Genomic DNA, 21951 nt, shown 5'->3' with positions numbered 1-21951 from the left:
TCGCGGACGCCGAGGACCCCTGCACGATCCCTTCGACCCGCACGGCACGCCAAGGTCCAGGCGCCGCCCACGAGGGCCGAAAGTCCCGGTCCGAAAAGGACCACGGCCACTCCCGGTCTTGGCTCCCGCACGACAGGCTGAGAGGAGACCCGCCCTAGGAGCCGCGATGATCCTCACTGAAGCACCGGTCGTCACCGCCGCGCTGGAGGCCGCTGTCCGGGCGCCGTCACCCCACAACAGCCAGCCGTGGCTTTTCGAACTCGGACCGGACGTCATCGACCTCGTCCTCGACGAGGACCGCGTGCTCACGGTGTGCGACCCGGATCGGCGTGAGGCGCGGTTGTCCTGCGGCGCGGCGCTGCTGAACCTCGAACTCGCGATCGCCGTCGCCGGGCAGGCCTGCGACGTGGAGTTACTGCCCGAGAAGAACCGGCCGGAACTGCTGGCCAGGATCACCATCGGGCCCCGGCACCGGGCGACCGCGGCGGAGCAGCGCTTGGCGGCGTCGATCCGCGTGCGATACAGCAACCGCCGGCCGTTCGCCTCGACCCCGGTCCCGGCCGGGACCCGGTACGCGGTGCGGCAGGCGGCCCGGGAAGAGGGCGCGAAGCTCATCCTGCTCGACGAGGTCGGCCTGCTGGAGGCTGTCGCGGGGCTCATCCGGCGGGCGGATCACCTGCAGACGCTCGACGAGGGCTTCCAGGCGGAACTTCGCGCGTGGACCAAGGAGAACGGGAGCTTCGACGGTGTCCCGGCCTACGCGGGCGGGCCCCGGCCCTCCGGTGGGCTGCTGCCGGTCCGGCACCACGGGGAGAGCGACCAGGTCCGCGAGTTCGAACGTGATCCGGTCGTCGCGGTCCTGACGACGCCGACCGACGGGCCACTGGCCCAGATCCGGGCCGGGCGGGCGATGCAGCGGGCGTTGCTGACGGCGACTTCGCTCGGCCTCAGCGCGTCGTTCTATTCGCAACCCGTGGAAATCCCGTCCGCTCGCGCCGTCCTGCGGTCACTGCTCGGTGAGAACGAGTACCCGCAGGCCGTTTTCCGGCTGGGCTACGGCTTCCCGGGCTCCACCACCCCGCGCCGCCCGGTCGGCGCGGTCACCCGGATCCTGCCGGGGGAGGGGCACCGGTGAGCGAGGCCACCGTCCTCGACACACACCGGTGGACGGCCGAGGAGACGCGGATCCTGGTGCGGGCCGCGCGCTGGGTGCCCCGCCGGTGGCTGCGCGGCGAATGGCCGCTGGAGGTCCGGGGCGAGGGCGTCGACGTGGTCGAACGGCCGGGAGACGACAGCAGGGGAAGGCTCATCGCTTGCGGCGCGCTGCTCGTCCATCTCGAAGTCGCGGTGCGGACGCTGGGCCGGCTCCCGGAAACCGAGTTCTCGCACGACGAAGCCGATCCGCGGCGGATCGCGCGGATCACCGCCGCCGCGCGGAAACGTCCGAGCGCCGGTGATCTCGCCTCGTTCGGGGCGATGTCCGGGCGCGCGTCGTACTGGTGCCACGGTTCGCCGGTCCTGAGCGTGGACAAGGAACCCGCCGACGGTGTCCGTGTGACCCCCGTTTCGCCGCGCCGGATCCGGTCCTTGCCGAGAATCGGCGGCGCGATCGCCCGGACGATCGCGCCACCCGGTGAGGATCCGGAGGTTCCGTGGTCGGCCTTCCTGGTCACGACCGTCTCCGAAGCCCGCCACCATCTCGTGCGGGCGGGCCTGGTGGCGCAGCGGCTCCGGCTGCTCGCCGTCGAGTCCGGCCTGCGGTGTTCGACCGTCACCGAGCCGTTCGATCCCCCGAAGGTCCGCGTCTCGCTGTTCGGCCTCACCGGGCTGCCCGGGATCCCGCAACTCGTGGTCGGTGTCCATCACACGCGGCGGCGATAGAGCGCGCGGATCCCGAACGCCGCGAGCAGCCCGAGGACGGCCAGCCCGAACGGCCGGAGCGTGCTCGTCCACGGCCACGCCGCGCCGGTGAGCGCGAGGTGCTCTGTCCGGTATTCCAAGGTCCTGGCCGTCCAGCGCGTGGTCGCGGTGTCGGTGGTGCGCACCAGGTCTTCGAGGACGGCGTCGAACGGGAACCCCGGCGCGGCGTGCAGGTACACCGGTGAGAGCGCGGAGTACCGATCGGCCACGTGCCTCGCGGCCGCGTCGGCGCCGGGGACGATCAGCCGGTCGAAGTCGTCCGCGGCGGGCTTGCCGCGTGGGGCGAAAGTCAGTCCGTGCCGGGACTGGATCGGCGTGCCGTCGAGACCGACGGCCGTCGTTTCGACCGCGAGCGACTGGCCGTAGGTGTCGAACGCCGCAGCGAGTTCCAGTTCCCGGATCCCGGTGGTCAGCAGGACTCCCAGCCTCGGCTTGTCCCATCTGAAGGCGGTGTTGAACCCGACGACGGTGTCCGCCGCTTCGAAGGTGTTCTGCGTCATCGGCGGGCTGGAACCGGGGGAATAGTGCGTCCAGCCGAGGGTTTCGGCCGTTTTCCGCGCGGTTTCCGTACCGGCGAAGCGTTCGGTGATCCGGAGCGCCCCGTCGATCCCGGACAGGATCCCGGCCGTGGTCAGGACGTTCCCGTCGTCGACGTAGCGCGTGCCGCGAATCCAGTCCACGGCGGGGAATTCGTCGTCGAAGCCGTCGATGCGGATCCAGTGCGCGGTGGCTTTCCGCCCGTCGAGCAGCCCCGCCGAGGAGAGTACGCCCGAACCGTTGCAGACGCTCATGAGCAGCGAGCCCCGCGACGACTGCCGCTTGAGCCAGTCGGTCACCGGTCGCGTGGTCGGCTCGCCGAGATCCGGCAACGCGGGTACCACCACGACATCCGGTGCGGCGGAGGCGAGCAGCTTGTCGAGATCGGCGAAACTCAGGTCGGGGATCAGGTCGAGCCCGCCGGTCAGGGTGACCGGGCGGGCTTCCGGCGCGACGGTGTAGAGGTTGAACGCGCCCGCCGTCGCCAGGATCTCGTAGGGGACGAGCGTGTCGGAGACAACGGCGCCCTGGTTCCCCACGACGACCACCGCGGTGGGTTTGGCGGGATCGTGCGCCCGGTGGACCGGTTGCGGCGAGACCCCGTCGGTTCTCGGCGCGTAACGGTTTTCGAAGCTGGAACTGAGCGTGACACCGCCCAGGGTGAGCGGCAGGGTCAGCGCGGCGACGGTGAAGGCCAGCGCGGTCAGCGTGACACGGACGAAGGTGCGCATGTCAGGCTCCGTACTCGGCGCGGCGGCGGACCATGGCGGCGAGCATCGCGGGCACCATCAGCACGTGCCCGGCCGTCATCAAGGTCGCCCCGGAGATCAGGCCGGTCCAGAAGAACGGCAGGAAGAGAACGTAGGGCAGGTACATCGCGGCCGACATCTCCGCGATCGAAGCCCAGCCGTGGCGCCGGATCCGCATCCACAGCGCCATGCCGAGCGACATGTTCGTCGCCATCACCAGCGCGCTCGCGGTCACGTTCTTCGCCAGATCCGGCCACAGGAACGACCAGACCGGTTCGAGGACGATCATCCCGGCCACCATCGCGAGGAGCATTTCCACCGCGTGGCGGGTGAAGCGCAGGACGGCCCGGTTACGGGTCTTCGGTTCTGTCGTGTGGTTCATTTCCGGCTCCCTCGATCGGTGCGACGGGAGCAATGTTCGGCCGAGAAGGGGCACGACGGCAGGTGCCGGAAGTCATGCGCGGGGTCATGTGACCGGGGGTCAGAGCAGGCCGAGTTCCCTCGCGCGCAGGGCGGCCTGGGTCCGGTCCCGTACTTGGAGCTTGGACAGGACACTCGTCACGAGGTTCTTCACCGTGCCCTCGGCGAGGAACAGGGTCTTGGCGATCTCCCGGTTGCTGCGGCCGTCGGCCAGAAGCCGGACGACTTCCAGCTCCCGCTCCGAAAGCGGTGTCACCAGCGGCTGGGCCCGGGGTGTCTCGGCAGGCAGCCGCGCCACCCTCGCGACGAGCTTCGCCGCCACCGACGGCTGCAACACCGACTCACCCCGTTCGGCCGCGACCAGCGCCTCCACCAGCCGCGTCGACGAGACGTCCTTGAGCAAGTACCCGACGGCGCCCGCTCGCAGCGCGGCGAACACGTCCTCGTCGTCGTCGAAGGTGGTCAACGCCAGGACCTGTACGCCGGGCTGCTCGGCCCGGAGCCGGGCGGTGGCCGCGATCTCGTCCAGCACGGGCATCCGCAGGTCCATCAGCGCGACGTCGGGACGGAGTTCGGCGCAGAGCCGGACGGCCTCCTCGCCGTCGGCCGCCTCACCGACGATCTCGATCTCCGGCTGGACCTCCAGCAAAGTCGCCAACGCCTCGCGGAACAACGCCTGGTCGTCGACGATCAGAACCCGGACGCTCATCCCGGTACCTCCACGGTCAGCGTCAAGCCGTGCCCTTCCGCCGAGTCGACGGACACCCGGCCGCCGAGCCCGGCGACACGCTCGCGGAGCCCCACGAGCCCGAAACCCTTGTCCAGCGGGGAATCCCCGCAGAGTCCGAGACCGTCATCGCGGACTTCGAGTCGGACCCGATCGGCCCCGGCATAGTCGAGCACCACGGTCGCGGCCTGGGCCCGCGCGTGCTTGCGCACGTTGGTCAGTCCCTCCTGGGCCGCCCGGAACAGCGACTCCTCCACCTCGGGGCGTGTGGCCCGGGTGGTGCCCTTGAGCTCCAGCCCGGTGGGAACGCCGGCCGCGGACGCCTCTTCCGTCAACGTCCGCAACGCGTCCGCGAGCGGCTCGGAACGTGGCTCTCGCAACGCCGACACCGACCGCCGGACCTCGGCGAGGGCCTCGCGCGACTGGTCCTGTGCCTTGGCGAGCATCCCGTCGGCCCGTTCCGTGTCCCCGGCGCCGATCACCGCGCGGGCGGCCTGCAACATCATCTGCACGACCGTGAGGTGATGACCGAGCCCGTCGTGGATGTCGCGCGCGACCCGGTTGCGCTCCTGGATCGTCGCGAGCTGTTCGGCCTGGGCGGCGTGATCGCGAAGACGTTCGTGCGCCTCGGCCAGTTCCTCCCGCGCCCGCTTCTCCCGGACGACCAGTTCGGTCACCACGGCGGCGAACACCATCACCGCCAGCGTCCCGAGCCCCTCGCGAAGCCCGTCGATCGGCGCCATCGGCAGGTGGACCAGCGGGATCAGCACCGCGACCCCGAACGCCACGGGGAGAGGCAGCAGCAACACCGTGTGGCAGACGAGGACCACGAGAAGCAGGACCGCGCCGACAGCGGCACCGGAAAGCGAGAACAGCGTGAAGCCGAGCGGTAACTGAACGCAGACATACGCGATCGCCCAGGCACGTCCGTGTTTCTGGACCCAGGGAAAGCCGGCGATCGCGATCGCCGCGTAGACCAGCCCGGCGACGAGCGTCGGCAGCACGAGCGTCTCGTAATCGGCCGAGCCGAGGGGCAACGTCACGTACGCGACGAGGGTCAGCACGGCCAGAGCCCGGTTCACGGACACACCATGCCACGCACTTCGCGTTTCGTCCTCTGAATGCCGTACTTGCCCACGCAAGTACGGCATTCAGAGGACGAAACGCGGGACTCAGGCGACGGTGCTGTTCCGGATCTCCAGTGAGAAGGGCGTCTGGACGTCCTCGGGTTCGAGGTCGCTCCCGCCCGCGATACGCCGTCGCAGCAGATCGACCGCGGCCCGCGCGATCGCCGCCTTGTCCGGGGCGATCGTCGTCAGCGAAGGAAGGCTGTACGCGCTCTCCTCGTTGTTGTCGAAGCCGACGATCGCCATGTCCGACGGCACCCGGACCCCGCGCTCGGCCGCGGCGCGAAGGGCGCCGATGGCGAGAAGGTCGTTGAAGCAGAAGACCGCGTCGGGCGGGTCCGGCAGCGCGAGAAGGTGCGCCATCGCCTCGGCGCCGTTGGCGCGGTGGTAGCGCAGCGCGGGCAGGACGAGTTCCGGAATGGGCGCGAGCCCCGCTTCGTCGAGCGCGGAGTGGTAGCCCTCCAGCCGTTGTGCGGCGGTGTGGCGCTGCGGATGCGCGCCGATCGCGGCGATCCGGCGGCGGCCGAGCGAGATCAGGTGCCGCACCGCGATCCGGGCGGCTTGGACGTTGTCGATGCCGACGTGGTCTATCGGGACGTCGACGACGTGCTCGCCGAGCATCACCAGCGGAACACCCGGCGCGAGGTCTTCGAAGTCGTTGGTGTGCAACGCTTCCGGGCTGATGATCGCGCCGTCGATCAGATGCGGGCCCAGCGCGGACAGCGTGTTGCGCTCCCGCTCGCGGGTGCCGAGGGTCTGTTCGATGAGCACGTTCCACTCGTGCTCCTGTGCGGCCTGCAGTACCAGGCCCGCCAGCTCGCCGAAGTACGGGATGCTCAGTTCGGGCAGCATCAGCCCGAGGAACCCGGTGCGGCCGCGGCGGAGGTTGCGGGCACCGAGGTTGGGCCGGTAGCCGGTCGACGCCAGTGCCTCCTCGACGCGCTTGCGGTTCTCCGGCTTCACGAAGTCGTAGCCGTTGACCACGTTCGACACGGTCTTGACGGAGACGCCCGCAAGCTTGGCGACGTCCTTGAGCGTGGCCACCCTCGCTCCCCTCTGCAGTGGTCCGGCACAGATCCGGCACAGCCTAGCCGCGCGAACGGCGGATTTACAACGTTGTACCAACGATGTAAATCTGGCATCGTCCTTATGAGTGACATGGGTCACCGCAGGCCCGTGTGCTCGACTTTCCCCGAGGAGCGATCGATGTCCCTGCCCATCCGCCGCACCCTGCTCCTGGTGACCGGCCTCGCGCTCGCGCTGACGGCCTGCACCAGCCGCGAGACCCAGCAATCCGCCCCGTCGGGGGCGGGACCGGCCGCTTCGGCGGCGCCGAGCCAAGCCGCGACCGGGCCGGGATGTGCCCGCGAGAAGACCGGCTACCCGCAGGTGGACGTGAAGAACGCGGTCGTCGGCTTCTCCCAGTCGGAGAAGGAGGCGAACCCGTTCCGGATCGCCGAGACGCAGTCCATCAAGGACGAAGCGACGAAACTCGGTATCCCGGCGGACAAACTCCTGGTCACCAACGCGCAGAGCGATCTCAACAAGCAGGTCAGCGACATCAAGTCGTTGCTGGACCGGGGCGCGCAGCTGCTCATCGTGGCGCCGCTGAACTCCGACGGCCTGCAGCCCGCCCTCGACGCGGCGAAGGCCAAGAAGGTCCCGGTCATCACGATCGACCGCAAGGTGACTTCGCAGCCGTGCTCCGACTACCTGACCTTCATCGGGTCGAACTTCGTCGAGCAGGGCAAGCGCGCGGCGCAGGAGATGGTGAAGGCGACCGGCGGCACCGGCAAGGTCGCGATCCTGCTCGGCGCGTCCGGCAACAACGTGACCACCGACCGCACCAAGGGTTTCAAGGACGAGATCGCCGGCACCACGGGCATCTCGATCGTCGCCGAGCAGACCGGTGAGTTCGACCGGTCCAAGGGCCAGTCGGTCATGGAGCAGCTCATCCAGAGCAACCCCGAGATCACCGCCGTCTACGCGGAGAACGACGAGATGGGCATCGGAGCGGTCACCGCGCTCAAGGCCGCGGGCAAGACTCCGGGCAAGGACGTGAAGGTCGTCTCGATCGACGGCACTCGCAACGCCGTCCAGCTCACCGCCGACGGCAGCTACAACGCGGTCATCGAGTCCAACCCGCGCTTCGGCCCGCTCGCCTTCTCCACCCTGGCGGACTTCGCCGCCGGCAAGGAGATCCCGCCGACCGTGGTGATCTCCGACGACCAGTACGACTCGGCGAACGCCGCGCAGAAGCTCGGAAACGCGTACTGACGATGGAACCGGTTCTCGAGGTCGAAGGCGTGACGAAGACGTTCGCCGGGGTGCGCGCGCTCGACGACGTGTCGTTCGCGCTGCGGCCGGGCGAGGTGCACGCGCTGGTGGGTGAGAACGGCGCCGGGAAATCGACGCTGATCAAGGTGCTCACCGGCGTGCACAGGCCGGATTCCGGCACGATCCACGCGCGGGGCGCGATCTCCACGATCTACCAGGAGGTCAACCTCATCCCGCTGATGAGCGTGGCGAGCAACGTGTACCTCGGCCGCGAGCCGAAGAAGAGGTTCGGGCTGGTCGACTGGGCGCGGATGAACTCCGACGCGGCGGCCCTGCTGGCCGACTACGGCATCGACGCCGACGTCCGCCGTCCACTCGGGACACTCGGCGTCGGCGCCCAGCAGATGGTCGCGCTGGCCCGCGCGGTGTCGGTCGACGCCGACGTGGTGATCATGGACGAGCCGACGTCCTCTTTGGAGCCGCGTGAGGTCGAGACGTTGTTCGAGGTCATCGGCAGGCTGCACGAGCGCGGGATCGCGATCGTGTACGTCAGCCACCGGATGGACGAGCTGTACCGGATCTGCGAACGGGTGACGGTGCTGCGGGACGGCAAACGGGTCCACACCGGACCGCTCGCCGACCTGCCGAGGCTGGAACTGGTGTCGATGATGCTCGGCCGTAGCGTCGGCGACATCCGGTCGCATGGCGCCACAGCCTTCGAGGGCGATCACGAAGCGGGCCGGGAACCGGTGCTGCGCGCGGAGAACCTCACCAGCGGGAACAGGCTGAGCGGTGTCTCGGTGGAGATCAAACCCGGTGAGATCGTCGGTCTCGCCGGGCTGCTCGGCTCCGGCCGGACCGAGACCGCGCGGGCGATCGTCGGCGATCTGCCGCTGTCCGGTGGCACCGTCCTCGTCGGTGGAAAGCCGGTCCCGCAAGGGAATGTGGCGGCCGCGATGCGCGCGGGTGTCAGCATGCTCGCCGAGGACCGCAAGACCGAGGGGATCATTCCCCATCTCTCGGTGCGGGAAAACATCGCGCTCGCCGCGCTGCCGAAGCTGTCCCGCTTCGGCCTGGTCAGCCGGGCACGGCAGGACAGGATCGTCGACACCTTCGTGAAACGCCTGCGCATCAAGGTGTCCAGTCCAGATCAGAAGGTCGCCGAACTCTCCGGCGGTAACCAGCAGAAGGTGCTGCTGGCCCGCTGGCTGTGCACCGAGCCGAAGGTGCTGCTGCTCGACGAGCCAACCCGGGGCATCGACGTCGGCGCGAAGGCGGAGGTGCAGGCGCTGATCGACGAACTCGCCAAGGACGGGCTCGCCGTCCTGCTGATCTCTTCGGAGATGGAGGAGCTCCTCGACGGCGCCGACAGGCTGGTCGTGCTCAAGGACGGCGCGGTGGTCGGCGAACTGGCGGGAGACCGGCTGACCCAGGACCACGTGCTGGCCGCGATCGCCTCGGGTGGCGCGGAATGACCAGCACCCAGCGGACAACAGAGGAACCGGGAACCACCATGACGGACACGGCGAAAACGGTGGACCGGACCAAGGTGGCGCGGTGGCTGCAGGAGTACGGCGTGTACGTCGCCGTCGTCGCGCTCGTGCTGTTCAACATCGCGTTCACGGCGAACTTCCTGACCGTGGGCAACTTCCGGACCCAGCTCATCCAGGCGGCGCCGGTACTGGTGGTCGCGCTGGGGATGGCGCTGGTGATCGGCACCGAGGGCGTCGACCTCTCGGTGGGCGCGGTGATGGCGCTGTCGGCGGCGATCATCCCGTTGTACCTCGGTGCCGGGACGCTGCCCGCGGTCGCCATCGCGCTCGTGGCCGGACTGGCCGCCGGGACACTGAACGGCGTCCTGGTGGCGAGGATCGGGATCCAGCCGATCGTGGCGACACTCGCCTTGCTGGTCGGCGGGCGCGGGCTCGCGCTGGTGCTCGCCGACGGCCAGCTCGTCCAGCTGCACGATCCGGGTTTCCTGGCCTTGGGCACCGGCGAAGTGCTCGGGATCCCGGTGAGCGTGCTCATCGCGGCGGTGCTGGCCGTGCTCGTGGCGGCGCTGGTCGGGAAGACCGCGTTCGGCAGGCGGCTGGTCGCGATCGGCGGCAACCGCCGGGCGAGTGTGCTGGCCGGACTGCCGGTCAACCGCGTCCTCATCGGCGTCTACGCGATCTGCGGACTGCTCGCCGCGCTGGCCGGGGTGCTCTCCACCGCCCGGCTCGGCGCCGGCGACCCCGCGGACGCCGGGTTGCTGATGGAACTGTCCGCGATCACCGCGGTCGTGGTCGGCGGCACCCCGCTGACCGGCGGACGCGTCCGCATCCTCGGCACGGTGATGGGCGTTCTGCTCATGCAGCTCGTCCGCGCCACGCTCATCAAGCACAACCTGCCGGATTCCACCGCGCAGATGATCCAGGCCGCGATCATCGTCGGCGCGGTGTACGTCGCACGGGAACGGAGCAGCCGATGACCGCGGCGCCCACGATGGCCGCCCAGGACTCCACGCGGCGCGAGCTGATGGCCGGAGTCCTGCAGAAACAAGGCGCGGCGATCGCGCTGGTGCTCATGGTCGCCGTCGCGTGGCTGCTGTTCCCGCGCTTCGGCAGCCTGGACAACCTGCGCGACATCGCTTTGCAGAGCTCGTTCCTCGCGATCATCGCGCTCGGGATGACCTTCGTGATCATCACCGGCGGGATCGACCTGTCGGTGGGGTCGGTCTACGCACTCGGCGGGGTCCTCGCCGCGTACGGGTCACAGTGGGGTTTCCTGGTCGCGCTGCTGTTGCCGCTGGCGGTGTGCGGGCTGATCGGCCTGATCAACGGGCTGCTGGTCGCGAAGACCGGGATGGCGCCGTTCATCGTCACGCTGGCGTCCCTGTTGTTCGCCCGCGGATTGCTGCTCGCGATCACCAGCGAGGGCGCGACGACGTACAAGATCCCGGAAGGGGAGGCGTTCGTCGAACTCGGGCGCGGCACGCTCTTCGGGTTCGGCTATCCGGTGTTCATCGCGGCTGCCCTGTGCCTGATCGGCGGCCTGATGCTGCGGCGGACCCGGTTCGGGCAGTCGGTGTTCGCCACCGGCGGCTCGGAGCAGTCCGCGAAGCTGATGGGACTCCCGGTGGCGCGCACCAAGGTCACCGTCTACGTGATGAGCGGTGTCCTTTCCGGACTCGCGGGCGCGCTCACCGCGGCCTATCTGCAATCCGGTGTCACGGTGATCGGGGTCGGCCTCGAACTGGACGCCATCTCCGTCGTCGTCATCGGCGGCACCCTGCTGACCGGCGGGATGGGCACGATTCTCGGAACGGTCATCGGGGTGGGCATCCGAACGGTGATCCAGAACGTCATCAACCAGATAGGAACTCTCGACAGCAACTACCAGTCGGTGGTCAGCGGTGCGTTCCTGCTGGTGGTCGTTGTTCTGCAGCGGTCGCTGGCCCGCACGACCGCCCGGAGATAGGGAGATCGCATGCACCGAAGAACCGCGCGCGCCCTGAGCGTCGTGGCCGGTCTGCTGGCCGCCGCGACGACACTCGTCCCCGTCGCCCACGCCGCGCCCGTCCCGCTCCCCACCCCGTGGGCGGACCAGGTCTCGCCGTCGAACGCGCTGCCCGAGTACCCGCGCCCGCAACTGGTGCGCTCGGAATGGCTCAACCTCAACGGGACCTGGGGGTTCACCGGCGCACCGAACCTGAACTCGCCACCGATCGGCAGGCCACTGAGCGAGAACGTCCTCGTGCCTTACCCGATCGAGTCGATGCTTTCGGGGATCAAACGGCATGAGGACAACATGTTCTACCGCCGGACGTTCACCGTTCCGTCCACTTGGGACGGTCGCAGGGTGAAGCTCAACTTCGGCGCCGTCACCTGGGAGACCAGGGTCTGGGTCAACGGGACCTCGATCGGGAATCACACCGGCGGTTTCGACGCCTTCTCGTTCGACATCACCCCGGCGCTGAAGGCGGGGGAGAACGAGATCGTCGTCGGCGTCGCGTCCCCTGTCGACGGCAGCCGGTACCCGGTCGGGAAGCAGCGCAAGACACCCAGCGGCATCTTCTACACGGCCGCGTCGGGGATCTGGCAAACCGTGTGGCTGGAACCCGTCCGGGCCGAGAACATCACCAGGCTCGACACCACGCCTGACGTCCCGGGCGGCGCGCTCGACCTCGTCGTCCAGGGCACGGCCGGACAGCAGGCGACCGCCGAAGTGCTTTCGGGCGGTCAAGTCGTCGGCACCGCGACCGGCGCCGTCGGGTCTCATCTGCGAGTTCCGGTACCGAACGCGCGGCTCTGGTCGCCGGACGATCCGTTCCTCTACGACCTGCGGGTGCGGCTGCCCGGAGGCGACGTCGTCACCGGGTACTTCGGCATGCGCTCGCTGGGCAAGGCGATGGTCGGCGGCGTGATGCGGCCGCTGCTCAACGGCAAGTTCGTCTTCCAGCTGGGCACCTTGGACCAGGGATACTGGCCGGACGGGATCTACACCGCGCCGACCGACGAGGCGTTGCGGTTCGACCTCGAACGCCAGAAGGCGCTGGGCTTCAACATGGTCCGCAAGCACATCAAGGTCGAACCGGCGCGGTGGTTCTACCACGCCGACAAACTCGGGCTGATGGTCTGGCAGGACATGCCCGCGCTCGACTCGATCGACGAAGTCCCCAATGGACACGCGAACTACGAATCCGAACTGCGGCGGATGATCGACCAGCACAAGAGCATCACGTCGATCGTGCAGTGGGTGCCGTTCAACGAAGGCTGGGGTGAATACGACGCCGGCCGCATCGTCGACCTGGTCCGGTCGATCGACAACACGCGCTTGATCAACCACAACTCGGGTTCCAACTGCTGCGTGTCCGATCCGGATCCGGGCAACGGCGACGTGATCGACGACCACGCGTACCAGGTCTCCACCGGCACGAGACAGCCCGACGCGAAACGGGTCGCGGTGCTGGGGGAGTACGGCGGTCTCGGCAGACGCGTCACCGGACACGAATGGGAACCAGGCAAGGGTTTCGCGTACGGCGCGCTGTACCCGGACGAGACGTCGCTGACGAACCGGTACGTGGAGATCACCAGGCAGGTCGGGCGGTTCGTGCACGGACGTGGGCTTTCCGCTTCCGTTTACACGGAACCGTACGACGTCGAGAACGAGGTCAACGGCTTCTACACCTACGACCGCCGCGTGCTGAAGATGACCGAGGCGCGGGTGCGCGAGATCAACCAGAAGGTGCTCGCCATCGCCAAGGGCACCGAGGTCGGCCGAGGTGAGCCGGTCTCGCTGCGGGTCACCACGGCCGGATACACCGACCGGTACCTGAGGCATCAAGACGACTTCGTCCGCACCGACGTCCTCGGGGAAGGCAGCGCGGACGTCGCCAAGAAGGACGCGACGTTCTGGGTCCGGCAGGGGCTGGCCGACGCGTCGTGCCTGTCGTTCGAATCGCGGAACTACCCCGGGCAGTTCCTGCGGCACGCGTCGTCGCGGATCCGCAAGGACGCGAACGACGGTTCGGCCCTGTTCGCCGGGGACGCGACCTTCTGCGCGAGGGAAGGCGCCGGGGGAACGGCACTGGAGTCGTTCAACCAGCGTGGCGCCTACATCCGCCACTACGCCGAGACCGTCTATCTCGCGCGCAGCGGCGGGGCGAACCCTTGGGACACGCCGTCGAGCTTCGCGGCGGACACGACGTGGGCGGCCTCGGTCCCGCTCTGGCGCAGCGGCGCCGACCTGCCGCTGGACCAGGCGCGCTCGTTCAAGGTGACCACTCCCGGCTTCACCGACCGCTTCCTGCGGCACCGTGACGGCGTCGCGCGGACGGACGTGGTGAACGCGTCGAGCGCGGCGTTGCTCAAGGCGGACGCGACGTTCTTCGTGCGGCGCGGACTCGCGGATCCGTCGTGCTACTCGCTGGAGGCCCGCAACTATCCGGGCCAGTTCCTGCGGCACGCGGACTTCCGGGTGCGGCTCGGCGGGAACGACAACACCGACCTGTTCCGGAAGGACGCGACGTTCTGCGCCCAGCCCGGTGCCGGTGGGGTGCGGTTGGCGTCGGTCAACGAGCTCGGCACGAACATGCGGCACTACGCCGAGGAGGTCTTCGTCGCCGCCAGCGGCGGTGGCCACCCGTTCGACAATCCGGTCTCGTACGACCAGGACGTCACCTGGACGGTCTCGGCGGCCTGGGCTCCGTAGGCGGACTTCCGTGATCGCGACTCACGACCACCCCGACCGACGCGTCACCGCGGCTTTGGCTGCCTGAGGTACGTGAAGGACCCCTTCATTGCGCCTAGCGCAATGAAGGGGGCCTTCACGTGGTGGGAAGGTGTAAAGGTCGAGTTTCCTCGGCTGAGCCGAGGGAAGGGGTCCTTCACGGACTGGACCTAGGACCGACCGCTGCCAGAATCCAGTAGGTACCTAAGACATCTCTGGCTCTGACCCGAGTCGTCACTTACGACCGCCGCGGCCAGTGAGATCACGCCCGGTAACCTTGCGTCCATGACCGGCCCGGACACACCTGCCTCCTTCAAGCTCGCGTACGTCCCCGGCGTGACGCCCTCGAAGTGGGTCCGGATCTGGGCCGAGCGGTTGCCCGGCGTCCGGCTCGACCTCGTCCAGACGACCGCCGCCGACGCCGCCGCGCTGGTCCGGGACCGCGAGGTGGACGCCGTCCTGCTGCGTCTCCCGATCGACCGCGAGGGCCTGCACGCGATCCCGCTCTACACCGAGACGTCCGTGGTCGTCGTCCCCAAGGACCATCTGGTCGCCGCCGCGGACGAGGTCTCCGTCGACGACATCGCCGACGACGTCGTGCTGCACCCGCTCGACGACACACTGGACTGGGACCGGCCGCCCGGGAAACCCGCGCTGGAGCGACCCGCCACCACGGCGGACGCCATCGAACTGGTCGCCGCCGGTGTCGGGCTCCTCGTCGTCCCGCAGTCCCTCGCGAGGCTGCACCACCGGCGTGACCTGACCTACCGCCCGATCTCCGGCACACCGGAGTCCGGGGTCGCGCTGTCCTGGCCGGACGACGAGACCACCGACCTGATGGAGCAGTTCATCGGGATCGTCCGAGGGCGCACAGTCAACAGCACCCGGGGGCGGCCGCAGGTCCAGGAAAAGCCGGAAAAGAAGGCTCCGGCGAAACAGGACCAGGCGAAGGGCAAGCGCCCCCAGCCCGGCGGCCGGAAACCGCAGGCCGGGCAGCGTGGCGCCCCCAAGGGCGGGAAGCGCCGTCGCCGCGGCTAGCGCTCGCTGTGGGCGGCCTTCAGGCGCGCTTCCTCCTTGCGGACCTCGGCCTGGGTCTCGCGTTCCCGCTTCAGCCAGTCGGGGTTGTCGGTCTTGACCGCGTCGATCTGCTCGGTGGTGAGGGCGTCGGTGATCCCACCTCGCGCCAGGCCACTGATGGAGATGCCCAGCTTCGCCGCGATGACCGGACGAGGGTGCGGCCCGTTGCTGCGCAGATCCCGCAGCCACTGGGGCGGTTCGGCCTGCAGAGCGTTCAGTTCGTCGCGGGAGACGACACCCTCCTGGAACTCCGCCGGGGTGGCCTCGAGGTACACACCCAGCTTCTTCGCCGCTGTCGCGGGCTTCATCGTTTGAGGGGTTTTCTGCGACGTCATTGCATCAGGGTAACGAGCGGCTCGGGCACCCCTGATCACACCCGGTGATCAGGCTCTCCCTGGTCTTCGAGGTGGTCCGGTAGTGGACGGCGTGGTTCGCGTACGCCTGTCGGGATCGGGTCCTTGCAGAAGCAAGCCCGCCTCATGCCCGGACAGCCAGGCATCGAGCGCCTGCTTCCCCACGAAGTCCGGCACCACGGCCATGGTTCCTCACCCGCAGCCAGGGTACTCCTCAAGCGCCCTTGGCCGGGAGGGTCACGACGCCGAATCCGGCGAGCACCCCGGCCACGGCGACGGCGCCGAGAACCAGCCACGCGACCGGATGCCCGAGGTTGAGCGTCCAGTACGTCCCGACCCGCCGGTGCACCAGCAGCGCCGGATCGTTCCGGTTCAGGTAGACCATCCCGGCCGCGTGCCAGTAGCGGTCGTCGTCGCGTTGTTCGCACCGGGTTTCCGGTTCGCCGTCGGTGGGGGACAGCCGGTGTCCGGCGTCGCCGGACCGGACGGAAAAGCCGATCCACGCGATGAAGGCGGCGAGAAGGGGAAGATAGGCCACGATCGTGACCGGCACCGTCGTTTCGACGACCTCCCACAGCTGGAGCGAAACGACGAGCAGCGTCGCGTTGGCACAGCCCGCGGAGACCAGCAGCAGGCTGAGCACGCCGTGCAGGTACTCCCGATAGCGCGAAGCCGACATCGACGGTCGTGCGGCGTCGATCTCCGGGCGGGCCCGTGAGATCGCGACGGTCATGAGCGACACCAGGACCACGACCAGGACCTGCGCGAAGACCGTCGAGAAGCTCGTCGTGTCCTTGACCAGGCCGATGACCGCCGTGACGACGGCCATTAGCACCGCCGGCACCAGAAGAATCCACTGTGGACGAACCGGATCCGTGCGCAGTGAGGTATCGGTGGCGACAGCCTGCCGAGTCCCCGCGTACCAGCCGCCGTCGCGTTTCGCTGCGACGATCGATCGATGCGCCAGGCTGCCGAGCAGTGAGTACGCCACGACGAGACCGACGATGACGAGGTCGGTTCGCGCTGTCCAGCCGGAGAGAACGACTGCGCAGGCGACGACGGCACCTGCCGCGACGCACCGGTTGTAGCGACGGCGCGCCCGGGCGATGGCGGGTTCACCGGTGCGCCCGGCCGGGATCCGGACGCCGAAGGGGAGTGTCGGCCGCGCCAGCGCGGGCCCGGAGCCGAAGGCGGCCGCGGTGAACGCGATCAGGGCCAGGTGCAGCCACACCGGACCGGTCATCGCCGCGCGCTCACCGCGAAGGAGTCCAGCACGGTCTCGCACCGGCTTGTCACTTCGCGCGGGCCGACGCCGAGCGCGACGGCCTCGGCGAGCAAGGTGCGCAGCCGCTCCTGCCACTCGTCCGCGTAGCCGTCCTCCGCCGGTCCGGAGGCCGGGTCACGCCGGACGACGGCGCCGGTCTTGCGGTTGATCCGGATGAGGCCCTGTGTCCGCAGCAGGTCGTAGGCCTTGTTCACGGTGTGGAAGTTGATCCCGAGGTCGGCGCCGAGTTGCCGGGTGGAAGGCAGGGCGGCGCCCTCGGCCAGCCCGCCGTCGGCGATGGCTTCGACGATCCTGTCGCGGATCTGCTGGTAGATCGGAACCTCGCTGTCGAGGTCGAGAGTCAGCAACACCCGCCAAGGATATCTGCTATACACTTGCTATAACAACTACATCAGCTAGCTATCAGGGGAAGGTGGTCGTGATGACGAAGGTGGACATCACCGATGGTGGCGTGCGAGTGAGGTTCTCGTCCTGGGAGCGGCTGGCCGTGTGGCGCGACGAAGTGGTCGTGCCGGGAGCGGCGATCAAGGCCGTCGAGCTCGTCGAGGCGCCGGTGGGGCAGGCGCGCGGTGGACGGGCCGGGGTGCTGGTCAGCGGAGTGCTGAAGGTGGGTTACTGGGGGCTGGGGACAGGAGTCCGCCAGCTCGTGTCGGTCCGCAGGGGAGTGCCGGCGCTGCGGATCTCGATCGATCGCGGGGTCGCCGGTCTTCCCTTCGACGAGGTGCTCGTCAGCGTGCGGAACGCGGCCGAACTCGTCGGCGGGCTCGCGTCGAGCAGGGTCTGATCGAGCAGTGTCTAGAGGTAGTCGAAGAACCGGTCCCACCACGACGGCGGCCGGTCCGGCGGATAGAGGGCGTCGAATCCGCTGATCCCGGTGTACTTGGTCCACAGCGGGTGTTCGGAGACGGGCAGGTAGCCGAGCGCTTCCAGCTCGTCTTCGACCCGTCTTCGATCCTGGGCCGGGAAGAGTTCCCGTTCCTCGTCCTCGTCGTAGCTGCCCGGATTCCCCAGTGTCACCGCGACGAGACCGCCGAAATTGCTGATCGTGACGGTGACCTGGTCCTGTGCGGAGGTCGCGCTCGCCGGGATCACGATCCTGCCGAGATGGCTGGCGTCCTGGACATGGCGATCGACGTCGCAGGAGCAGGCGAATCGCTGTTCGAATCGCTCGGCCAGCAGCTCGAAGCGTGCCCGGGCGGCAGGGCCGTCGAAGTCGTGCGGCACCTCCCAGTGGCCGGGTTCGTCCAGCTCTCGCAGCAGAGCCCAGGTTTGCTGTTCGTCGAGGGGCATCGTCGCCTCCCGGCCTCGGGTGGTCTAGTCCACTTATCGAACTGACCTTAGCGAGCCTTGTCCCGCTCGGACAATGGTGGGACGAATTCTGACCCGAAAAGATACTCGCGGTAGCGTCAGCGCTACCCGGGATCCGGCGGTCTGCCCTCCTGATCTTCGTGCCCGATTCGACCAGTGTCGTAGGTGTTGATCCGGTCGAACAAGGAGTGCGAATGACGGTACGCAAGGGCGTTGTGGTCCTCACGGTCGCGGGGTTGATGGGCGCCGCGTGGACCACCACGGCGGACGCGGCCCCGGCCAAGGGGCAGGAGCTGCAGAAGAGCCTCGACTCGTTGGTGCGTCAGGAGAAGTTCCCGGCCGCGCTGGCCTATGTGGCCGACAGGGGACGCGGGACGTCGCTGGTCGCGGGGTCGTCGCGGATCGATCGTCAGGTCCCCGTCCCCCGTGACGGCGCGGTCCGGGCGGGCAGCAACACCAAGACGTTCACCGCGGTCGTGGTCCTGCAGCTGGTGGCCGAGGGCAAGGTGGAACTGGACGCGCCGATCGAGAAGTACCTGCCCGGGATCGTGCGCGGGGAGGGTATCGATGCCAACAAGATCACCATCCGGCACCTGTTGCAGCACACCAGCGGACTGCCGAACTACACCGAACACCTCGGGCTGCGGGACTTCGAGCAGGTCCAGCACCGGTACTTCCCGAACCACGAACTGCTCGCCGCGGCCTTGAGTCACCCGGCGAAGTTCGCGCCCGGCACCAGCTGGGAGTACAGCAACACCGGCTACCTGCTGGCGGGCATGGTGATCGAGAAGGTGACCGGACGCCCGGTCCAGGAACAGATCACCGAACGCGTGATCAAGAAGGCGGGACTGAAGCGCACTTACTGGCCGCAGGTCGGCGACCAGACCATCCAGGGGCGGCACCCGCAGGGGTATGCCATCGGCAACGTCGCCACCGGCAAGGTGATCGACGCGACCGAGATGGATCCGTCGTGGGCGGGTGCCGCGGGCCAGCTGATCTCCACGCCCAGCGACCTCGGCAAGTTCACCCGTGTCCTGCTCGACGGCAAGCTGCTGCCCGCCGCGCAGCTGGCCGAGATGCGGAAGACCGTCGACGCGCCGCTGTTCCCGGGGACGAAGTACGGGCTCGGCCTGATGAGCAACCCGCTCAGCTGCGGCGGGGTGTACTGGGGACACGGTGGCGACATCGACGGATTCGAAACCCGCGGCGGCGCCACGGAAGACGGCCGCACCGTCGGACTCGCCGTGACCGCGATGCCGGGGGCCTTCGGTGACGCCGAAAAGGGCGCGAAGGCCGTCATGGCCACTGTGGACACCGCTTTCTGCAAGTGACCGACGCCGGCCCGCCCACGACAGTCGTGGGCGGGCCGGCGCTCGATCCACTGTCCTCCGGCGATCGGGCGCCGGGAGACAGCGGTCTTCAGCCGGTCACGGCGCGGGATGCGGCGGACGGCAGTTCTGCCGCGGCAGCGCGTGCGAACCGTTGGTGTACACGCCGTCCGCGATCGTGTCCTCCATGATCGAGCGGTGATCGGTGGGACGGGCCCACTGGTAGCAAAGGTGCTGGGCGAAATACCCGCCAGGTGCTTCGAGGGTGTCGAAGTGGCAGACGCCGTCGGTCTCGATGCAGTAGCGGATGAACGGGATACCGCCGAAGTCGGTGCGGCCGGGCCCGAACGAGACGTAGCCACCGAACGGCGACGGCGCCCCGGTGCCCGCCGGGAGGACCGCGCTGATCCCGCGTCCGGGCGGACCGACCGGCTGCATCGGGTCGGCGAAGATCTTCGCGCTGAACCGGGACTTGTCGACGGCCAGGTTCCCGTCGGCGATGTCGTTCAGCACCTTGTTCGCGACCAGCGCGCCCTGCGAGTAGCCGACGACGGTGAATTCCGCGCCGGGGTTCTCGTCGAAGGAGCTCTGGACGACACGACGGGCTTCTTCGTGCCCGCGTGCGACGCTCTGGTCCATCGGTGTCTGGTCGCAGTTGGGCAGTCCGGCGGCCCCCGCCGGGTAGCGGACCACCTTCTTGATCCCGCCCCGCAACCAGGCGTCGTTGTAGACGGTCGCGGCTCCGTCGCAGGTGCCGCCGATGAGGATGTAGTAGTGCGCCTGGTCGGCCGTCTCGGCCTGGGCCGCCGGCGCCACGGCGCCGATCAGCCCGGTGGCCAGTGCGGCCGCCGCCAGGACCCCCCTGAATTTCTTCACATTCATCGTCCCTTCCGCTCGATTACGGTGCGTGTTCGAACGTTAGGGATGCGTCATGAAATTTTGATGAAATCCGCCGTCAGGCCTAGCGAGCTGGGCCGAACGGCGTCAGTGGGAGAGCACGTTGACCACGTGACCGCTGGGATCGCGGACGAAGAACCGCCGGACGCCCCACTCCTCCTCGGTCAGTTCGTGCACGATCTCCGCGCCGGAGGCCTTGGCCGCCGCGTACACCGCGTCGACGTCGTCGACCTCGATCGAGGCGACCGGGACGACGGGCGCTGTTTCGTCATGGGTCATGAGGCTCAGCTGGACCTCCGGCCGATCCGGGTCCGCCAGGGTCACGATCCAGCCGTGGTCCATCACCACCTCGAAGCCGAGGACCTGTATGTAGAAGGCTTTCGCCTGCTCCAGGGTCTGGGTTTCGAGGTCGGTGACCACTCTCTTGATCGACATGCGCTGATACTGGCACAGGGGTCCGACGCTTTCGGGGGAGCAGGAGCGGCGTCGCGAGCATGAGCAGCCCGGCGATGCCGACGGCGGCACGCGGGCCGGTGAAGGCGGCGAGCAGGCCCCACAGCGCTGTCAGGGCCGCGGTGGTGAGCTTGCCCGCGATCGACCAGGCCGACAGCGTGCGCGCCGCGCGGTCGAGGGGCACCAGTTCGAGTCTGCTGGTGGCGAGCACCGGGTTGAACACGCCGATGCAGGTGATCAGCGCGAATTCGACGACGATGACCAGGATCAGCCCCGAGACGCCGGGATGGATGAAGACCAGTCCGACGGGCCAGCAGACCCGCAGCCAACCGGCGACGAAGAGGACCCTGTCCCGGCCGTATCGGGCGACCACGTTCCGGGAGAGCCTCGACCCGATCAGGCCGCCCAGACAGGGCACGGCGAAGGCCACCGCGTACTCCCACGGGGCGAAACCGAGCTGCCCGAGCATCAGCACGGCGAGCAGCGGCGCAGTCGCCATGATCAGGCCGTTGACCACGATCGTGTTGACGAACAGGGGTCGCAACAGGGGATGGGTGAGGATGAACCGCCAGCCTTCCCGCAGGTCGCGGCCGGTCAGCCGGGGGCCGTCCGGCTTCGCGGGTGGCGGCTCCGAACCGCCGACGGCGCGGATCCCGAGCGCCGAGAGCAGGTAGCTGACCGCGTCGGCGGCGATCGTGATCACCGGTCCGAACAGGCCGACGGCGAAACCGCCGAGCGGCGGTCCGAGTACGGTCGCCGTCCAGGTGGTCGACTCGAACCGCGCGTTCGCGACGAGCAGATCCTCCCGCGGCAGCAGCGTTTTCAGGAACGCGCCACTGGCGGCGAGGAACGTGATGTCGGCCGCGGCGACGACGATCGACACGGCCAGAAGCTGCCCGAAACCGAGCAGTCCCAGCGTGTACGCCACCGGGACGGTCAGCAGCGCCACGCAGCGGATCAGGTCCATCGCGATCATCACCGGCCGCTTGCGGCGGAACTCGACCCACGGGCCGAGCGGCAGCGCGACCACCGCGCCCACGACGAGACCGGCGGCCGCCAGCAGTGAGACCTCGGTGGTGCCCGCCCCCAGCGCCACGATGGCTATCAGGCTGAACGCGTCGAACGCGAACCTCGTCCCGAACGCGCTCGCCGCGTAAGCCGCCCAAAGCCAGCCGAATCGTCGCCCCAGCGATCTCCCACTCACCGCGAGATCAAAGCAAGCCGGGACGCGCAAGTCGAACAACGGGTCGTTGGCGGGTCACAACCGGCGGTTGTGCGCCCCG

At 69.0% G+C, this 21951-nt stretch carries 22 protein-coding genes; 10 read left to right on the top strand and 12 right to left on the bottom strand.

The annotated features are described in order from the left end of the window. Positions 1-166 precede the first annotated feature (166 nt). Together ACZ6YV_RS42015 and ACZ6YV_RS42010 are read left to right on the top strand one after the other, a co-directional pair. The gene (locus tag ACZ6YV_RS42015) at positions 167-1135 is read left to right on the top strand and encodes an Acg family FMN-binding oxidoreductase (protein WP_465514966.1); all 969 of its coding nucleotides are present in this window, start codon (positions 167-169) and stop codon (positions 1133-1135) included. Further along, a complete protein-coding gene (locus tag ACZ6YV_RS42010) occupies positions 1132-1881 on the top strand; it encodes a hypothetical protein (protein ID WP_465514965.1) in 750 nt (249 codons plus the stop codon). The genes ACZ6YV_RS42015 and ACZ6YV_RS42010 overlap by 4 nt, the downstream gene beginning before the upstream one ends. Here ACZ6YV_RS42010 and ACZ6YV_RS42005 read toward each other — a convergent pair. From ACZ6YV_RS42005 to ACZ6YV_RS41985, 5 genes are all read right to left on the bottom strand, one after another. Beyond that, on the bottom strand, positions 1863-3188 hold the full coding sequence (locus ACZ6YV_RS42005) for a DJ-1/PfpI family protein (protein WP_465514964.1): 1326 nt from the start codon (positions 3186-3188) through the stop codon (positions 1863-1865). The two genes, ACZ6YV_RS42010 and ACZ6YV_RS42005, sit on opposite strands and share 19 nt — an antisense overlap. A 1-nt stretch (position 3189) precedes the next feature. Beyond that, on the bottom strand, positions 3190-3588 hold the full coding sequence (locus tag ACZ6YV_RS42000; RefSeq protein WP_465514963.1) for a hypothetical protein: 399 nt from the start codon (positions 3586-3588) through the stop codon (positions 3190-3192). A gap of 99 nt (positions 3589-3687) precedes the next feature. Further along, entirely contained in the window at positions 3688-4335 is a 648-nt protein-coding gene (locus tag ACZ6YV_RS41995) for a response regulator (protein ID WP_465514962.1), read from the bottom strand. Continuing rightward, on the bottom strand, positions 4332-5435 hold the full coding sequence (locus ACZ6YV_RS41990; protein WP_465514961.1) for a sensor histidine kinase: 1104 nt from the start codon (positions 5433-5435) through the stop codon (positions 4332-4334). Before ACZ6YV_RS41990 ends, ACZ6YV_RS41995 begins: the two co-directional genes overlap by 4 nt. A gap of 90 nt (positions 5436-5525) precedes the next feature. Next, the gene (locus ACZ6YV_RS41985; RefSeq protein ID WP_465514960.1) at positions 5526-6524 is read right to left on the bottom strand and encodes a LacI family DNA-binding transcriptional regulator; all 999 of its coding nucleotides are present in this window, start codon (positions 6522-6524) and stop codon (positions 5526-5528) included. Between the two features lie 162 nt (positions 6525-6686). Here ACZ6YV_RS41985 and ACZ6YV_RS41980 point away from each other — a divergent pair, with 162 nt between their 5' ends. From ACZ6YV_RS41980 to ACZ6YV_RS41955, 6 genes are all read left to right on the top strand, one after another. Continuing rightward, on the top strand, positions 6687-7757 hold the full coding sequence (locus ACZ6YV_RS41980) for an ABC transporter substrate-binding protein (RefSeq protein WP_465514959.1): 1071 nt from the start codon (positions 6687-6689) through the stop codon (positions 7755-7757). A gap of 2 nt (positions 7758-7759) precedes the next feature. Further along, complete coding sequence (locus ACZ6YV_RS41975) at positions 7760-9232, top strand: sugar ABC transporter ATP-binding protein (RefSeq protein ID WP_465514958.1); 1473 nt, start codon at positions 7760-7762, stop codon at positions 9230-9232. Between the two features lie 38 nt (positions 9233-9270). Continuing rightward, entirely contained in the window at positions 9271-10227 is a 957-nt protein-coding gene (locus ACZ6YV_RS41970; protein WP_465514979.1) for an ABC transporter permease, read from the top strand. Then, positions 10224-11216, top strand: a complete 993-nt coding sequence (locus ACZ6YV_RS41965; protein ID WP_465514957.1) for an ABC transporter permease — start codon at positions 10224-10226, stop codon at positions 11214-11216. The genes ACZ6YV_RS41970 and ACZ6YV_RS41965 overlap by 4 nt, the downstream gene beginning before the upstream one ends. A gap of 9 nt (positions 11217-11225) precedes the next feature. Further along, positions 11226-13949 (top strand): AbfB domain-containing protein, encoded by a 2724-nt coding sequence (locus ACZ6YV_RS41960; protein WP_465514956.1) that lies wholly within the window; start codon positions 11226-11228, stop codon positions 13947-13949. A 303-nt stretch (positions 13950-14252) separates the two neighbouring features. Next, entirely contained in the window at positions 14253-15005 is a 753-nt protein-coding gene (locus ACZ6YV_RS41955) for a LysR family substrate-binding domain-containing protein (RefSeq protein ID WP_465514955.1), read from the top strand. On the opposite strand, the gene ACZ6YV_RS41950 is transcribed toward ACZ6YV_RS41955, so the two are convergent. The 3 genes from ACZ6YV_RS41950 to ACZ6YV_RS41940 form a co-directional block, all read right to left on the bottom strand. Further along, the gene (locus ACZ6YV_RS41950; RefSeq protein WP_465514978.1) at positions 15002-15352 is read right to left on the bottom strand and encodes a DUF5997 family protein; all 351 of its coding nucleotides are present in this window, start codon (positions 15350-15352) and stop codon (positions 15002-15004) included. The genes ACZ6YV_RS41955 and ACZ6YV_RS41950 overlap by 4 nt on opposite strands. Positions 15353-15611: 259 nt before the next feature. Further along, entirely contained in the window at positions 15612-16640 is a 1029-nt protein-coding gene (locus ACZ6YV_RS41945) for a DUF1648 domain-containing protein (protein ID WP_465514954.1), read from the bottom strand. Further along, complete coding sequence (locus ACZ6YV_RS41940) at positions 16637-17032, bottom strand: GntR family transcriptional regulator (RefSeq protein WP_465514953.1); 396 nt, start codon at positions 17030-17032, stop codon at positions 16637-16639. Before ACZ6YV_RS41940 ends, ACZ6YV_RS41945 begins: the two co-directional genes overlap by 4 nt. A 71-nt stretch (positions 17033-17103) precedes the next feature. Here ACZ6YV_RS41940 and ACZ6YV_RS41935 point away from each other — a divergent pair, with 71 nt between their 5' ends. After that, entirely contained in the window at positions 17104-17466 is a 363-nt protein-coding gene (locus ACZ6YV_RS41935; RefSeq protein ID WP_465514952.1) for a hypothetical protein, read from the top strand. An 11-nt stretch (positions 17467-17477) separates the two neighbouring features. On the opposite strand, the gene ACZ6YV_RS41930 is transcribed toward ACZ6YV_RS41935, so the two are convergent. Next, positions 17478-17972 carry a hypothetical protein gene (locus ACZ6YV_RS41930; RefSeq protein ID WP_465514951.1) on the bottom strand — a complete coding sequence of 165 codons (495 nt, stop codon included), beginning with the start codon at positions 17970-17972 and terminating at the stop codon, positions 17478-17480. Positions 17973-18184: 212 nt separating this feature from the next. Here ACZ6YV_RS41930 and ACZ6YV_RS41925 point away from each other — a divergent pair, with 212 nt between their 5' ends. Then, the gene (locus ACZ6YV_RS41925) at positions 18185-19321 is read left to right on the top strand and encodes a serine hydrolase domain-containing protein (RefSeq protein ID WP_465514950.1); all 1137 of its coding nucleotides are present in this window, start codon (positions 18185-18187) and stop codon (positions 19319-19321) included. 96 nt (positions 19322-19417) lie between these two features. Here the strand turns inward: ACZ6YV_RS41925 and ACZ6YV_RS41920 are convergent, their stop codons facing one another. The 3 genes from ACZ6YV_RS41920 to ACZ6YV_RS41910 all read right to left on the bottom strand — a co-directional run bounded on the left by ACZ6YV_RS41920 (position 19418) and on the right by ACZ6YV_RS41910 (position 21872). Further along, on the bottom strand, positions 19418-20200 hold the full coding sequence (locus ACZ6YV_RS41920) for a PE-PPE domain-containing protein (RefSeq protein WP_465514949.1): 783 nt from the start codon (positions 20198-20200) through the stop codon (positions 19418-19420). A gap of 102 nt (positions 20201-20302) precedes the next feature. Further along, positions 20303-20584 (bottom strand): VOC family protein, encoded by a 282-nt coding sequence (locus tag ACZ6YV_RS41915; protein WP_465514977.1) that lies wholly within the window; start codon positions 20582-20584, stop codon positions 20303-20305. After that, positions 20484-21872: an MFS transporter gene (locus tag ACZ6YV_RS41910; protein ID WP_465514948.1), complete on the bottom strand. Its 1389-nt coding sequence runs from the start codon at positions 21870-21872 to the stop codon at positions 20484-20486. Before ACZ6YV_RS41910 ends, ACZ6YV_RS41915 begins: the two co-directional genes overlap by 101 nt. Between the last annotated feature and the right edge of the window lie 79 nt (positions 21873-21951).

This window comes from Amycolatopsis sp. NPDC102522, assembly GCF_055584485.1.
Note: the sequence above shows the minus strand (reverse complement) of the source record. Positions and strands in the feature narration are given on the sequence as shown.